Raw genomic sequence first — 13,678 nt, forward strand, 5'->3', positions numbered from 1 at the left:
TATCCGCCGGATACGCCTGACGCTGACGCGGGCATTCTGTTCATCGAGACCAGCGGCTGCCTGCCCATGTGCGGCCACGGGACCATCGGCATGGTCACGTTCGGGCTGGAGGCCGGGCTGATCGCGCCGCGGACGCCGGGGCGCCTGATCCTGGATGTTCCCGCCGGGCGGATCGGCGCTGAGTACGATCTGCGCGATGGCAAGGTCCTTTGGGTGCGGCTGACCAATGTGGCGAGTTTCATGGCGGCCGAGGGCGTGCCGATCGAGGTTCCGGGACTCGGCGCGCTGGCCGTCGATGTGGCCTATGGCGGCAACTTCTACGCCATCATTGAACCGCAGGGCGGCTATTCCGGGCTCGATGATCTGGGCGCGGCGCGGCTGTTGGCCCTGAGCCCGCTGGTGAGGGCGGCGGTCCGGGCTCAGGTTGAGCCGGTTCATCCGGAAGACCCGGCGATCCGTGGGGTGTCACACGTCCTCTGGGCCGACGCGCCGCGCGGCGTCGGCGCTCACGGCCGCAACGCCGTCTTCTATGGCGAGCGGGCCATCGACCGCAGCCCCTGCGGCACCGGCACCTCGGCGCGGCTGGCGCACCTGCATCACCGGGGCCGCCTGCCGGTGGGCCAGGACTTCGTGCATGAGAGCTACATCGGCTCGACCTTTGTCGGTCGGATCGCGGGCGAGACCACCGTCGGCGGACGTCCGGCGATCATTCCGACCATCCAGGGCTCGGCCTACGCCACCGGGCGCAACGAGATCTGGATCGATGACCAGGAGCCGTTTCCGGATGGGTTTCAGGTGGTCTGAACGCCGAAGGCGTGCGCCCAAGCCCTTGGTTGCTCGCCACGTTTGTCAGTGCGACTTGGCCCGAGGCGCGCGCGGCGGGGCTTTACTCACCTGACGCGTGTAGGGGCTCCGTGAATCGCCCATCCGGGGAATCTGGACCCGGCATGCCTATTCTGGTGATATCAAGGCTCTCAAAGGGGAGTGCTTGCGAAGCTCCCTACCGTGACGGTTGCGAACGCGGGGTTGGGTAAATGGAGTCTACGGCCTGCGCTCAGGGTTTGTATCGGCGTCAGTGAACCTGGGAGTGTTTGATGATTAGGCGGATAAACCTTGCTGCGCTTTCGGCGTCGATGACACTGGGTCTCGCCGCCAGCGCAAATGCTGCGGTCGCCACGTTCACGTTCGAGGACGTGACGGGGAGTAACGCAAGGGGCACGCTCGTTCTTAAGGACTATGTGCCTTTGGGCGGGACCTTCGTGTCCTGGAGTTACTATGATCATCTTGGCCTTTTGTATCAATTGAACGCGGCCGATGTGACTCATTTTAGTCATAATCTTGAGAACATGAGCCCCGGTTCTATTGAGATAAACTCACAGGTTAGAATTGACTCTGCGACCTCGTTTTTTGAAACGGGGCTAACCGATCTCGGCGGTGGCGTCGCATTGCTATGGAATCTGACATACAATCCGCTCTGTGACCCTGGCATACCTTGTGGAGGTGGCGATGGTCCGCAGATCGATAATGGCCCTCCGTTTACTTACACCTGGACCCTGGACTCCCTGGCAGTGCGCGGTGCTATCCCCGAGCCCGCCACCTGGGCGCTCATGATCGGGGGTTTCAGCGTTGTCGGGGCGCAACTTCGGGCGCGTCGTCGTAGGGTGGCTTGAGCCGGCCAACACCGGATGAAGGCTCCGGTCGAAGGTACCGGGCCTTCATCAGCTACAGCCATGCCGATTCTGCGGCCGTCAGGTGGCTGCATCGGGCGATAGAAACCTATCGCCTGCCCGAGCGGATCGTCGGCCAACCGACGCCCCTGGGGCCGGCGCCTCGGCGGCTGATCCCGCTGTTCCGGGATCGGGATGAACTGCCTGCTTCCGGCGATCTTGGTCACGAGCTGCGGACCGCACTGTCGCGCTCCCTTCGACTGATCGTGGTGTGCTCGCCCAAGTCGGCCCGCTCGCTCTGGGTCAATGAAGAGATCCTGACCTTCAAGCGCATGCACGGCGAGGCCGGTGTTCTGGCCCTGATCCTGGCGGGCGACCCGGGGGCCACCGACCGGGGCAAGCCCGAAGAGGAGTGCTTCCCGCCGGCGCTGCGCTTCAGGCTGGGGCCTGACAATGAACTGAGCGACGCGCCCGCCCATCCGATCGCGGCGGATGCACGGCGCGAAGGCGATGGTCGCCGCGGCGCCTTGCTCAAGCTGATCGCCGGCCTCGCGGCGGTGCCGCTGGACCAGCTTGTCCAGCGCGAGGCGCAGCGCAGGGTCCGGCGCGCGGGCCTTCTCGTGGCCGGGTCATTGGCCGGCATGGCCGTCACAGGCGCATTGGCGTTCGAGGCGAACCGTCAACGATTGGTGGCCGAGCGCGAAAGCGCGGCGGCGCGCGCGGCCTCCAGCTTTCTGGTCGGCACGTTTGCGATCTCAAACCCGGCGACGGAGAACCCACGCACGATTACGGCGCTCTCAATCCTGAAGAGCAGCGCGGAACGCGCGCAAATGGAGCTGAACGACCAACCGGAGATCCGTCTGCGCCTCCTCGGGACCGTCAGCGAAGCCTACGTCAATCTCGGACTGTTCGACGAAGCCCGGATCGCGCTTGAACCGGTGATGCCGCTGGCGCGCGCCCTGGGACCCGAAGGTGCGCCCATTTTGCAGACCCTGGCGACCGCCTACCGCAACAAGGGAGACTTTGAAGCCGGTCTCGCCACCGTAGCGGAAGCCGAGGGGCTGCTCGGCCGGAACCCGCGTGAGCATCTGGAGTTGCGTGGGGATCTTGCCCAGACGCGCGCCCAGATTGAGCTTTCGATGACCAATTACAGCGCCGCAGAGAAGGCTTTCCAGGCCGCATTGGACGACTACGCTCGCGCCGAGGACGTGAAGCCGCGGAAACTTGCCCGGGTCTATCTGAACTACGGCGTGGCCCTGTCGAGCATGGGTCAGGACGATCGCGCCCGCGCGGCTATGTTCAAGGGGCTCGAACTCGCTCGGATCGCGACCGGGCCGAGGAGCCGGATGACGGGCCAGGCGCTGTCCATGCTGGCGTTCAATGAACGCAACGCAGGCCGATTTGTGGAAGCCAAGGCTCACATTGATCTGGCGATCTCCATCCTCGGAGACGTGCTCGACCCCAACAACCCCATCATCGCCGATGCATTGTCCCAGCGCGGGCAGATCCTTTACGCTCAGGCCCAGCCGGCGCCGGCTATCCAGGACTTCACACGCGCTATCGAGATCCTGAGGCAGGCCTACAACGGACCGCACTTCAAGATCGGCGCGATCCAGGGCTACCTAGGCTTGGCCCAGTCCCAGCTGGGCGACACCCGATCCGCCCTGCGGAGCCTGGATGAGGCGAAGCGCAACTACGACGCCCGCTACAAGACGTTGCACGTAAATCACGGAGATCTGCTCGTGCAGCGGGCGCAGGTGCTGCAACGCGCGCGACGTCTGGGGGAGGCTCGTGCGGACTGCGCTGAAGGACTGGCATTGATGCGCCGGCTCAAGGCTGACGAAGCCATTTATAGGACCAGCGCGGACATTTGCGCCCGGATCTGACGGCGCTCCACGAAATCCCGCCCCCGGACGCTGCCGACTGACCCGCTTGCGCACTTTTATTGTACATCATACAACTCTTTTCATGGCCAAGGTGCAGGCGATTTCTGAGGCGCGGGCGGTTCGGGAGACCGGGCGGCGCATGAGGTCAAGACTGCTGGACGCGGCGGTGGCGCTTTTCAAAGCGCGAGGGCTGGCGGGCGTGGCCGTGGCCGAGATCGCCCATGCGGCTGGCGCGTTTCCGAGCCAGGTAACCTATTACTTCCGGACCAAGGAGGCGCTCTTCGTCGAGGCCGCCTGCCGCGAGGTGCTCTATGTGGCCGCGGGCGCGGAAGCGGCGGCTGATGGGGCGACCTCGGGAAGTGACTACAACCGCCGGCTTGTCGAAGCGGTTATCGGCGCGCCGGGGCTGGCGCTGTTTGTCGAGGCGCTTTCGTTGACGCGCCGGCGGCAGGATCTTGCACCACTGATCGAACGAACCTTCGAGCGGCTGCACGCCGAGGGCGATCGCGCCTATGCCGCGACCCGTGCACGGCGGGGCTGGTCAGGGGCGGAAGACCCGGGCGTCGCCGCCCGTCGGTTCTGGACGCTGGCGTTGGGCGTGACACTGCGCGAAGGCGCGACCGAGGCCAGCGACGCCGAAGCGGTCGAGGAAATGACCCAACTTCTGCGACAGGCGCCGGTCATCCGCGTCGCAACCTCCAAAGGAGACCGCTGATGGCCGCCGCCGCCCGTGTCGCCGCAAAGGACTATTTCACCCCGGAAGAGTGGGCTCCCATCTCGAAGAAATCGGTATGGAAGGGCCCCGCGCTATTCGTCCACGTCTGGGGCGTGATCCTGGCGGCCGGCGTGATGGCCATCATCTGGCCGGTTACAATCCCGCTGGCGATCATGATCATCGGCGCCCGTCAGTTGGGCCTGGGCATCCTGATGCATGACGCCAGCCATGGGGCGCTGCATCCCAACCTGAAAATCAACGACTGGCTGGGCGACAAACTGACGCCGGGCGGACTCGTCTCCTATCGTCACTATCACCTCGGCCACCATAAGTTCGCGCAGCAGGCGGAGGACCCGGATCTGGGGCTTTCGGCGCCCTTCCCGATCTCGGCCAAGTCGCTGCGGCGCAAGATGATCCGCGACCTGACCGGCCAGACCTACTGGAAGCAGCGGTGGTCGGGGCTCGTGAGGCGCATCCGCGAACGAAAGCCCGGTGAGCCGCTGTGGCCGATCCTGCGCGACGCGGCGGTGGCCCGGAAGCGGTTCCTGACCGGAATGGTGGTGACCCTCGCGATAACTGCGCCGCTCGGGGCCTGGTGGGCATGGTTTGTGCTGTGGCTGGCGCCGCAGGCGACGTGGCTTCCGATGATCACGCGCCTGCGCAACATCGCCGAGCACGCCTGCGTGGCGAAGGACGAGCCCGACCCGCTGCGCCACGCGCGCACCACTCACGCCAGCCCCGTCGAGCGGATCTTCCTGGCCCCCTATTGGGTGAACTATCACTGCGAGCACCACATGTTCATGCATGTGCCCTGCTACAACCTGCCCCGTGTGCACCGACTGATGCGGGAGAAGGGCGTGCTGGGCGGGATGCTGACAGCGCCCAGCTATCTCGACGTGCTGCGCCAGGCGGCGTCGCTGCCCTCCAGCCAGGACACCGGCGGAAACGCCACGCCCGAGGCGCGCGGCGTGCGGCGGGCGCTCATCCAGTAACGGCGCGGGCGAGGAGCGCATCAAGGGCGGCCTCGTCATCAAACACGGCGCGGATCTTCCAAGGCGTGATGTTCGCCTGGGTTTCGGCCGGCAGCCGGACCCAATCCTTTTCGGTGGTGACCAGCCCGGCGTCGAACTGCTCGGCGCGGTCGAAAAGGCGGCGGATCATCGCCGCATCGTAGGGGTGGTGATCGGGAAAAGGCCAGAAGTCGGCCAGATCGCAGCCAGCGGCCCGCAACGCCTGTTCCACTTTCCAGGGCTTGGCGACGCCGGCGAAGCCCACCTGGGGTCCGACCGGCGGCGGAGCATCGGGCTTTAGGCGCGCGATCAGCACGGGCGTAGCCCCGAACACCGCCAGCAAGGCGGGATCCGGTGCGTCGAGATCGGACGGCAGCAGCAGGATCACAGCGTCGGCGCGGGCGAGACCCGCCTTAAGCGGCTCGCGCATCGGCCCGGCCGGAAATACGCGGCCATCTCCAAATGGCCAGGCATCGTCCCGGGTCTCGCCGTCGACCACCACCAAGGAGAGCGCCTTGGCGAGTTTGGGATTCTGGTGCCCGTCGTCCATCACGATCACACGGGAGCCCCCGGCGACAGCGGCGCGGGCCCCGGCCGGGCGGTCGCGCGCGATCCAGACGGGCAGATCTTGCGCCAGCATCCGCGGCTCGTCGCCGACGTCGGCTGCGGTGTGTCGGACGGGGTCAACGCGCAGTGGGCCCGTCAACCGCCCGCCATGGCCCCGCGAGAGGATATGGCCGCCGAGACGCCTTGCGATCTCGCGCGCCACCGGCGTCTTGCCTGATCCGCCCATGGTGAGGTTGCCGACGCAGATCACCGGGACGCCAACCCTCACGCCGACACCACGCGCGATCCGTCGCGCGGTCAACGCCGCCCAGATCCACGACACGGGCGTCAGCAGCGCGCGAATACGCCAGCCCGGCGCCCGCTCGCGCGTGTACCACCAGCGGGGGGTCGAGATTGTCATGTCGGCAGCAGCGGTTCGATCCGTCGCCAGGCGCTCTCCAGCGTCTCGCCCTGGCGCGCGGCATAGGCGCGGCCGGCGGCGCCCATGCGGGTCGCGATCACCGGATTGTCCAGCAGTCCGCGGATGTGGCGCGCCAGCGCCGCCTCATCGGGGGCGACGATCACGGCGGCCTGGGCCGTGAGCTCCGCGTAGAGATCCACTGCGTTGAACACTTCCGGCCCGGTCAGGATCGGACGACCGATGCGCGCCGGCTCCAGGGGATTGTGGCCGCCGACACCACTCAGGAAACCGCCGCCCATCACCACGATGTCGGCCAGACGGTAGAAAAGGCCAAGCTCGCCCAGGGTGTCGGCGATGTGGACCGGGCCGACCATCGCCTCGCCCGCCGCCCGACGGGAGGCCGCGAAGGCCGCGGCCAACTCAGGGCCGCGATCGGGATGGCGCGGAGCCAGGATCAGCAAGGCCTCAGGCGCGGCCGCCTGGGTCGCCCGTACGATCAGCGCCTCCTCTCCCGGATGGGTGCTGGCCGCCAGTACGACCGGACGTCCCTCGACGGCGGCGCGCAGGTGTTCGAGTTCAGCCGCGTCGTACGGCAACGCCTCGCCCAGGCGCTTGAGGTTGAGGATCGGTCCGACGCCCGCGCCGAGACTCGATAGACGATCTGCACTGGTTAGGTCCTGCGGCAGGATGAGGTCGAAAGCGCCCAGCACGGCGCGGGCCGAGCGGGGAACCCGGGCCCAGCCGCCGGCGCTGGCCGCGGTGATGCGGGCCGAGACGAGACCCAGCGCCACGTTCCGACGGTCGGCGCCCAGGATCAGGTTTGGCCAGAGCTCGCTCTCGACAAAAATGCCCGCATCAGGCTGCCAATGGTCGAGGAAACGCGCGACGGCGCCCGGTGAGTCTACAGGCGCGTACTGATGGATCACCCCGTCCGGCAGGCGCTGGGCGAGTTGGGCGGCGGAGGTGACGGTGCCGCTGGTGACGAGCAGGTGGAGGTCGGGCCGTCGCGCCCGCAGCGCATCAACCAAGGGCAGAAGAGACGCCGTCTCTCCTACGCTGACGCCGTGCAGCCAGACCAGCCGGCCTTTCGGTCGCACGCACCCGCTGCGGCCCAGGCGTTCGCTCAACCGCACAGGATCCTCCCGACCCGCCCTTGCGCGGCGCCGCAAGATCGCGCCGGCCAGCGGCGCGGCCAGCGCCGTCGCCGCGGCATAGAGAGCGAGCGGCAGGGTCCGGCTCACGCCGCCTCATCGCAGGCGCTGGCGCAGGCGTGGTCGGGATCCGTCTCCACCTGCAAGGTGGCGTGGCCGATACCAAACTCTTGGGCGAGACCTTCGGAGACCGATTGCAGGAACCCGTCTGGGTCGGGGTTGTCGGGCCGCACAATGTGGGCGGTGAGGGCGGTGGCGGTGGTCGAAAGCGCCCAGACATGGAGGTCGTGCACGGCGATCACGCCGTCGCGGGTGGCGAGCCAGCGCCGCACGTCGGCCACGTCGATGCGGCGGGGCGCCGCGTCGACGGCGAGGTCGAAGGAGTCTCGCAGGAGGCCCCAAGTACCGATCACGATCACCAGCGCCACCACGATGCTCAGCGCCGGATCGATCCACAGAAAGCCCGTGACGGACATCAGCAGGGCGCCCAGCACGACTGCAAGAGAAACCCCGGCGTCGGCCGCCATGTGAAGGAAGGCTCCGCGCGCGTTGAGATCGCTGTGCTGGCTCTTGAGAAACATGAGGGCTGTGGCGGTATTGATCACGATGCCGAGGCCCGCCACGACCATCACCACGCCCGCATCCACCGGCGCCGGCTGCGCGAAGCGCCGGACCGCTTCGGAGACGATGGCGCCGACCGCCACCAGCAGGAGCACCGCATTTGCGAGCGAGGCCAGCACCGTGGCCTTGCCCAGGCCGTAGGTGTGTCGCCCGCGGGGCGCCCGACTCGCGAGACCCGCCGCCCCCCAGGCCAGCAGCAGCGCGAGCACGTCGGATAGGTTGTGGCCGGCGTCGGCCAGCAGGGCGAGCGAGCCGGTCCAGAATCCGGCCGCGACCTCGACCGCGACGAAACCCCCGTTGAGCGCAACGCCCACGGCGAATGCACGGCCGAGGCTCGGTGATGCATGGAAGTGATCGTGGTGATCGCCATGCCGGTGGGCATGGTCGTGGCCGTGCGCGTGGTCGTGCGTGGAAGGCGCCATCCTGGAGCCTATGTCTCACCCGGGCGGGGCGCGATCAACCGGTCAACCCCACCAGGGCCTCCGCCCGCCGGGTTGCGGCCGAAAGCCGGGCCGACCCCTCGGTGATCAGTTTGGCGATGAGCGCTTCATCCGCGTCCTCTGGCACATAGAGCGGGCCATCCCAGACCACCGCGCCGCGCCCGAACGGTAGCCCGAACATGACACGGTCCCAGGTGCGTTGCAGCCTGAACGACGGCCGCGCCGCGATCCCCATCAGCAGCACCGGGGCGCCCGTGCGCCGCGCGATCTGCAAGGCCCCGGGCGCGATCACCTCGTTCGGGCCGCGCGGCCCATCCGGCGTGACGACCAGGCCGCCGCCGCTGGCCACCCATGCGGTCGCCTCGCGTATCGCCGCCACCGCCTGGCGCATCTTGGCCGCATCGCCTGGTTTGGCCGAAGATGCGCGGATCGAGGGAAAGCCCGATTGGGCCAGAGCGCGCGCGATGAACTCGCCATCCGCCGAGGGCGAGACCAGCACCTTAGCCTGCTTGCGCCACATCTGCGGCGCTACCGCCAGGCTGAGCGGGATGCGGCCATGCCAGAGCAGCGCCACCACCCCCCGGGACGGATCGGCGAGGTGGGGCTCCATCGCCTTGAGATTCTCATGCCGCCAGCGCACCGTGCGCAGGATCAGCCGCAGATAGACGCCCAGCAGCCACCCCAGCGCCGACTGCACCGCGGCGCTTCGCAGCAGCCCCTTCAAGCGGTGGTCTCCGTCTCCAGGTCCTGCGCCCCGGCCAGGCGCGCATAGAGTCCCCCTTGGGCCATCAGCGCTTCATGGTCGCCGCTTTCCCGCACCCGGCCCCGGTCGATCACATAGATGCGGTCGGCGCCGCGCACGGTTGAAAGGCGATGGGCGATCAGCACCGTCGTCCTTCCGGCCATCAGCCGACCCAGCGCCTGCTGGATCTGGGCCTCGCTCTCAGCGTCGAGTGCGCTGGTCGCCTCGTCCAGCAGCAGGACGGGCGCATCCTTGAGGAAGGCGCGCGCAATGGCGATCCGCTGACGCTGGCCGCCGGACAATCGAGCCCCGCCCTCGCCCACCTCGGTGTCGTAGCCCTCGGGCATGGCTGTGATGAAGTCGTGGGCGGCGGCGGCGCGGGCGGCGGCCTCGATCTCGGGAGGTGTCGCCTCGGGTCGCGCATAGGCGATGTTGGCGGCCACCGTGTCGTCGAACAGGAACGGCTCCTGGGTGACCAGCGCGATCTGCTCGCGCAGGGAGGCGAGGGTGGCGTCGCGCACGTCGTGGCCGTCGAGCGTCACCTGACCCGCGCCCACATCATAAAAGCGCGGGATCAGGTTGAGGATCGTGCTCTTGCCGCCTCCGGAGGGACCGACCAGGGCCACGGTCTCGCCCGGCCGAGCCACGAGGTCGATCCTCTCCAGCGCTGGCGGACCATCGGCCTCATAGGCGAAACCGACGCCGTCGAAGCGGATCTCGCCCCGACCGCGCGGCAACACCCGTGCGCCGGCGCGCTCGCGCACCTCCGGCTCGACATCCAACGCCGCGAACAGTCGACGGGCGGCGGCCAAACCTTCGGCGAATACGGTCTGCAGGTTGGCCAACTGGCGCAGCGCCTGGGAGGCCATGGTCATGGCGGCGATGAAGGAGAAGAAGGCGCCGGCGTTCATCTCGCCAACCGTCGCCCGCCAGCCGGCGTAGGCGAACACCAGGGCGATGATCAGCGTCATCAAAAGCTCGGTGGCCGGAGCAGCGCGCGCGCGGGCGTTGGCGCCCTTTGTCAGGTGGCGCTGCCGGCGGCGGACCACCTCGGCCACCCGGCCCTCCTCATAGGCCTCGCGGTTCTCCAGCTTGACCACGCGAACGCCGTCGAGGCTTTCCATGATCGCAGAGGACAGCGCCGAGGTTTCGGCCATGGCCCCCTTGGCGGCCTTGGTCGTGCGTTTGGCGAACCGACCCATGATCAGCGCCGCCAGCGGCGCGGCTCCCACCAGCAGGAGCGCCATGACCCAGTCGTTGGCCGCCATCACCGCCGCCGCGCCGATGAAGATCAGCAGGTTCTGTGTGTAGTTGATGACCCCCGATGTCGCCGCCTCGCGGATCAGGCCTGCGTCATAGAGCACCTGGGAGACATGGGTTCCGGAGTGCGCGCTGCGCAGATGAGCGAGGTCAGCGCGAACCAGCCGGCCGAACAGCTGTACCTGCACATCCCCGACTACCGCGTTGCCAATGCGGTTGACCAGGGAGGCCTGGATCACCTGCGCGACGGTGCGGATCACGGCCACCGCCGCAATGGTCAGCGGCAGGATCAGCAGCGCGCCCGGCTTCTTGAACACCAGCAGGTCGTTGGTCGCCGGCTCGATCAACCGCACCAGTTCGGCGCTGGCCCAGGCCACCACCACGGCGGCGATCATGGCGGCGACCCAGCCCAGCCAGCGGGGCGCCAGATAGAGCCGGGCCACGCGCGCGATCAATGCGCGGGCAGGCATCTCCGGCGGGTCGGGCAGGCTCATGGCCCTTGGGGTCGGCCCAAGCCATGGCGAAGTCAAGGCGGCGCGGCTTCCGTTCCTCGCGGACGCGGCTTACCTAGGCCCGATGTCCGCCGAGCCGCCCCCGAACCGCTTCGACCTGGCAAGTCCGGCGGGTCGCCTGCGGACCTATCTCGACTATCTGTGGAACGACCACGCCTATTTGCGGCTTGGCTTCTCCAACGCCCACTGGATCTCCGACGAGCTGCTTCGGATGAACCAGCCCTGGCCGCATCAGATCGCCGCCTGGAAGGCCCGGGGCATCCGGACCGTGGTCAATCTGCGTGGCGGATTCGACGCCAGCTTCCATGCCCTCGAAAAGGACGCCTGCGAGCGGCTCGGTCTCAACTTCGTCAACTTCACCATCACCTCGCGCGAGGTTCCGTCACGCGAGCGGGTGCTGGGCGCGCGGGCGTTGTTTGAGCAGCTCGAGTACCCGGCGCTTATGCACTGCAAGTCCGGCGCGGACCGGGCGGGCATCATGAGCGTGTTCTACATGCACTTCCGGAAGGGCCTCTCGATTCGCGAGGCGCTGGACCAGCTCTCGCTCCGCTATCTGCATATCCGCCACGGCAAGACCGGCGTGCTCGACTACACCTTCGCCCGCTACCTGGACGAGGGCGAGCCCAAGGGCCTCGGTTTCATCGAGTGGGTGGAAAGCCCGGCCTACGACCCCGCCGCCATCAAGGCCGACTTCCGCGCCGACATGTGGGGCAACGCCCTGACCGAGCGGATTCTGCGGCGGGAGTAGCGACGGGTCGGTCCGGACCCGTCGCTCGCTTCCCCGTGGCGGGGCCCGGAAGGGACAGGAGAATTTTCCTAGCCGACGGCCTCGTTGACCTGGGCCTTGGCGCGGCTGGCGGGAACAACCGGGATTTCGTGGTCGGCCAGCGCCGGCATACGGGGTTTTCTCGCCAGAGCGGCCTCGATATAGGGCGCGAGCTCGGCGGCCTTCTTCGCTTCGCGCTCGGCGACCCCGGCCTTGAATTCGGGCATCACCTCAGCGGCGAACAACTCCAGCGACTCCCGGATGTGTTCGTGGCGGTTGCGCCCGGCCTGCTGCAGGAAGATCACCTGATCGACCCCGGCGGCCTGGAAACCGCGGATATGCTGGCGGATGTCGTCGGGTGTGCCGATCCCGTTGGCGTTGACCTTGGCGGCCTTGCGCGCGCGGATGATCTCCTCGTCCGAGGCGGCGCGGCTCTTCTGGAAGTCTTCGAACAACGTCGAGCGGCCGGGAACAGCATCGTGCGCCACGAGAGCGTTAATGGCGTAGGAGAAGAACTCGAAGCCCTCCTGTCCGCGTCGGATCGCCTCATCCCGATCAGGGTGGACCGAGAAGTTGGAGACCATGGCCAGGTTGGCGTTGACGCTGTGGCCGATGGGCACGCACTGGTCCGACTTGATGATGCCATAGTAGATGTCGGACCAGCTCTTCGCCTCCTCCGGATCGAGGAACGAGAAGGCCAGGGCGCCGACGCCGATAGACGCGGCCACCTTGATCGTGTCGCGATTGGTGCAGGCCATCCACATGGGCGGGTGCGGCGACTGCACGGGCTTCGGCACAATGTTGCGGCAGGGCATGGAGAAGGCCCGGCCCTCATAGCCAGGGTAGGGGTCCATCACCAGCATGTTGGCGATCTGCTCGGCCGCCTCCAGCGCCAGCGCCCGCTTCTCCCTGGCGGGAATGGCGAAACCGCCGAGCTCCAGACGCGTCGCCCCCTCGCCGATGCCGAAATCGAGTCGGCCCCGGCTGATGATGTCGAGCGTGGCGAGCGCCTCGGCCACCCGGGCAGGGTGGTTGTACTGAGGGATCACCTGGCGGATGCCGTGGCCAACCCGGATGTTGGTCGTCAGCGCCGCGCAGGCGGCCAGGAACACCTCAGGCGCGGAGGAGTGGGAGTATTCCTCCAGGAAATGGTGCTCCACCTCCCATGCGTAGTCGTAGCCCAGCCGGTCAGCCAACACGACCTGATCCAGCGCGTCATGAAACAGTTTGGCTTCGTCGCCGGGGTTCCAGGGCCTGGGCAGTTGGTGCTCGTAGAAGACGCCGAAGCGCATGGGGTGGCCTCCCGAATGTCGTTGGACGCATCGAACCACGGAAACGCAGGGGAACCCAAGGAGAGAACCAAAGATGGATGGACGCCGGCGCGGGTCCTGTCGCCGCCCAAAGCCTGGATGGCCATGTCATCCGCAAGGGATGACGGTGCAGGATCATGGGCCGCCCGAGGATGTGATGCGATGGCGACCCTCACGACTGGCGCGGGCCCTTCGAACCTGATTGTCTAGCGCCCAGGAGACCCGCCCATGGACGACGCCGCGCCCAGCCTGCTGAACCGGCCTGATCTTTCCGCCTACTGGATGCCGTTTACGGCCAACCGCCAGTTCAAGGCGGCGCCCCGGATGGTGGTGTCGGCCAGCGGGCTCTATTTCCGCTCCGACGATGGTCGCGAAATCCTGGATGGAATCGCCGCCCTCTGGTGCGTCAACGCCGGGCACGGGCGGCCGGAAATCGCCACAGCGGTCCAGCGTCAGCTGATGGAGATGGACTACGCGCCCTCCTTCCAGGTCAGCCATCCGCTGGCCTTCGACTTCGCCACGCGGCTCGCCAAACTGGCTCCGTCAGGGATGGATCGGGTCTTTTTCACCAACTCCGGATCGGAGTCGGTGGACACCGCTCTGAAGATCGCCATCGCCTATCATCGGGCGC

General features: G+C 67.7%; 12 protein-coding genes and 1 pseudogene. 7 read left to right on the forward strand and 6 right to left on the reverse strand.

The features are described from left to right. From ACIQ3R_RS08185 to ACIQ3R_RS08205, 5 genes and pseudogenes are all read left to right on the forward strand, one after another. Positions 1-804, forward strand: an 804-nt coding sequence (locus ACIQ3R_RS08185) for a 4-hydroxyproline epimerase (RefSeq protein WP_397417201.1), incomplete at its 5' end; no start/stop codon positions are given. Positions 805-1,568: 764 nt separating this feature from the next. Continuing rightward, positions 1,569-1,670, forward strand: a pseudogene (locus tag ACIQ3R_RS08190) (PEPxxWA-CTERM sorting domain-containing protein); the annotation flags it as partial. Then, entirely contained in the window at positions 1,667-3,553 is a 1,887-nt protein-coding gene (locus ACIQ3R_RS08195) for a tetratricopeptide repeat protein (protein WP_397417203.1), read from the forward strand. The pseudogene ACIQ3R_RS08190 and the gene ACIQ3R_RS08195, both read left to right, overlap by 4 nt. 139 nt (positions 3,554-3,692) lie before the next feature. Then, on the forward strand, positions 3,693-4,268 hold the full coding sequence (locus tag ACIQ3R_RS08200; protein WP_397417205.1) for a TetR/AcrR family transcriptional regulator C-terminal domain-containing protein: 576 nt from the start codon (positions 3,693-3,695) through the stop codon (positions 4,266-4,268). After that, positions 4,268-5,260, forward strand: a complete 993-nt coding sequence (locus ACIQ3R_RS08205; RefSeq protein ID WP_397417208.1) for a fatty acid desaturase family protein — start codon at positions 4,268-4,270, stop codon at positions 5,258-5,260. Before ACIQ3R_RS08200 ends, ACIQ3R_RS08205 begins: the two co-directional genes overlap by 1 nt. Here the strand turns inward: ACIQ3R_RS08205 and lpxK are convergent. Genes lpxK through ACIQ3R_RS08230 form a run of 5 tightly spaced genes read right to left on the reverse strand, consistent with a single transcriptional unit; the run spans position 5,250 to position 10,953 of the window. After that, positions 5,250-6,245, reverse strand: a complete 996-nt coding sequence (lpxK, locus tag ACIQ3R_RS08210) for a tetraacyldisaccharide 4'-kinase (RefSeq protein WP_397417210.1) — start codon at positions 6,243-6,245, stop codon at positions 5,250-5,252. The two genes, ACIQ3R_RS08205 and lpxK, sit on opposite strands and share 11 nt — an antisense overlap. Then, positions 6,242-7,486: a 3-deoxy-D-manno-octulosonic acid transferase gene (locus ACIQ3R_RS08215; RefSeq protein ID WP_397417212.1), complete on the reverse strand. Its 1,245-nt coding sequence runs from the start codon at positions 7,484-7,486 to the stop codon at positions 6,242-6,244. The genes lpxK and ACIQ3R_RS08215 overlap by 4 nt, the downstream gene beginning before the upstream one ends. Beyond that, positions 7,483-8,439 (reverse strand): cation diffusion facilitator family transporter, encoded by a 957-nt coding sequence (locus ACIQ3R_RS08220; protein WP_397417214.1) that lies wholly within the window; start codon positions 8,437-8,439, stop codon positions 7,483-7,485. Before ACIQ3R_RS08220 ends, ACIQ3R_RS08215 begins: the two co-directional genes overlap by 4 nt. 34 nt (positions 8,440-8,473) lie before the next feature. After that, entirely contained in the window at positions 8,474-9,181 is a 708-nt protein-coding gene (locus ACIQ3R_RS08225) for a lysophospholipid acyltransferase family protein (protein ID WP_397417217.1), read from the reverse strand. After that, on the reverse strand, positions 9,178-10,953 hold the full coding sequence (locus ACIQ3R_RS08230) for an ABC transporter ATP-binding protein (protein ID WP_397417219.1): 1,776 nt from the start codon (positions 10,951-10,953) through the stop codon (positions 9,178-9,180). Before ACIQ3R_RS08230 ends, ACIQ3R_RS08225 begins: the two co-directional genes overlap by 4 nt. Before the next feature lie 82 nt (positions 10,954-11,035). Here ACIQ3R_RS08230 and ACIQ3R_RS08235 point away from each other — a divergent pair, with 82 nt between their 5' ends. After that, positions 11,036-11,719 (forward strand): protein tyrosine phosphatase, encoded by a 684-nt coding sequence (locus ACIQ3R_RS08235; RefSeq protein WP_397417226.1) that lies wholly within the window; start codon positions 11,036-11,038, stop codon positions 11,717-11,719. Positions 11,720-11,787: 68 nt separating this feature from the next. Here the strand turns inward: ACIQ3R_RS08235 and ACIQ3R_RS08240 are convergent, their stop codons facing one another. Continuing rightward, positions 11,788-13,029 (reverse strand): LLM class flavin-dependent oxidoreductase, encoded by a 1,242-nt coding sequence (locus tag ACIQ3R_RS08240; protein ID WP_397417222.1) that lies wholly within the window; start codon positions 13,027-13,029, stop codon positions 11,788-11,790. Between the two features lie 246 nt (positions 13,030-13,275). On the opposite strand from ACIQ3R_RS08240, the gene ACIQ3R_RS08245 reads away from it, so the two are divergent. Next, the coding region (locus ACIQ3R_RS08245; protein ID WP_397417224.1) for an aminotransferase class III-fold pyridoxal phosphate-dependent enzyme at positions 13,276-13,678 on the forward strand (403 nt) is incomplete at its 3' end.

The sequence above is a fragment of the Phenylobacterium sp. genome (genome assembly GCF_044371015.1).
Taxonomy (GTDB): domain Bacteria; phylum Pseudomonadota; class Alphaproteobacteria; order Caulobacterales; family Caulobacteraceae; genus Phenylobacterium.

Bases quoted from the DNA above. Each gene is read 5' to 3' on its own strand.
- ACIQ3R_RS08200 (WP_397417205.1), top strand. From the start codon at position 3,693: ATGAGGTCAAGACTGCTGGACGCGGCGGTGGCGCTTTTCAAAGCGCGA.
- ACIQ3R_RS08205 (WP_397417208.1), top strand. From the start codon at position 4,268: ATGGCCGCCGCCGCCCGTGTCGCCGCAAAGGACTATTTCACCCCGGAA.
- lpxK (WP_397417210.1), bottom strand. From the start codon at position 6,245: ATGACAATCTCGACCCCCCGCTGGTGGTACACGCGCGAGCGGGCGCCG.
- ACIQ3R_RS08220 (WP_397417214.1), bottom strand. From the start codon at position 8,439: ATGGCGCCTTCCACGCACGACCACGCGCACGGCCACGACCATGCCCAC.
- ACIQ3R_RS08230 (WP_397417219.1), bottom strand. From the start codon at position 10,953: ATGAGCCTGCCCGACCCGCCGGAGATGCCTGCCCGCGCATTGATCGCG.
- ACIQ3R_RS08235 (WP_397417226.1), top strand. From the start codon at position 11,036: ATGTCCGCCGAGCCGCCCCCGAACCGCTTCGACCTGGCAAGTCCGGCG.
- ACIQ3R_RS08240 (WP_397417222.1), bottom strand. From the start codon at position 13,029: ATGCGCTTCGGCGTCTTCTACGAGCACCAACTGCCCAGGCCCTGGAAC.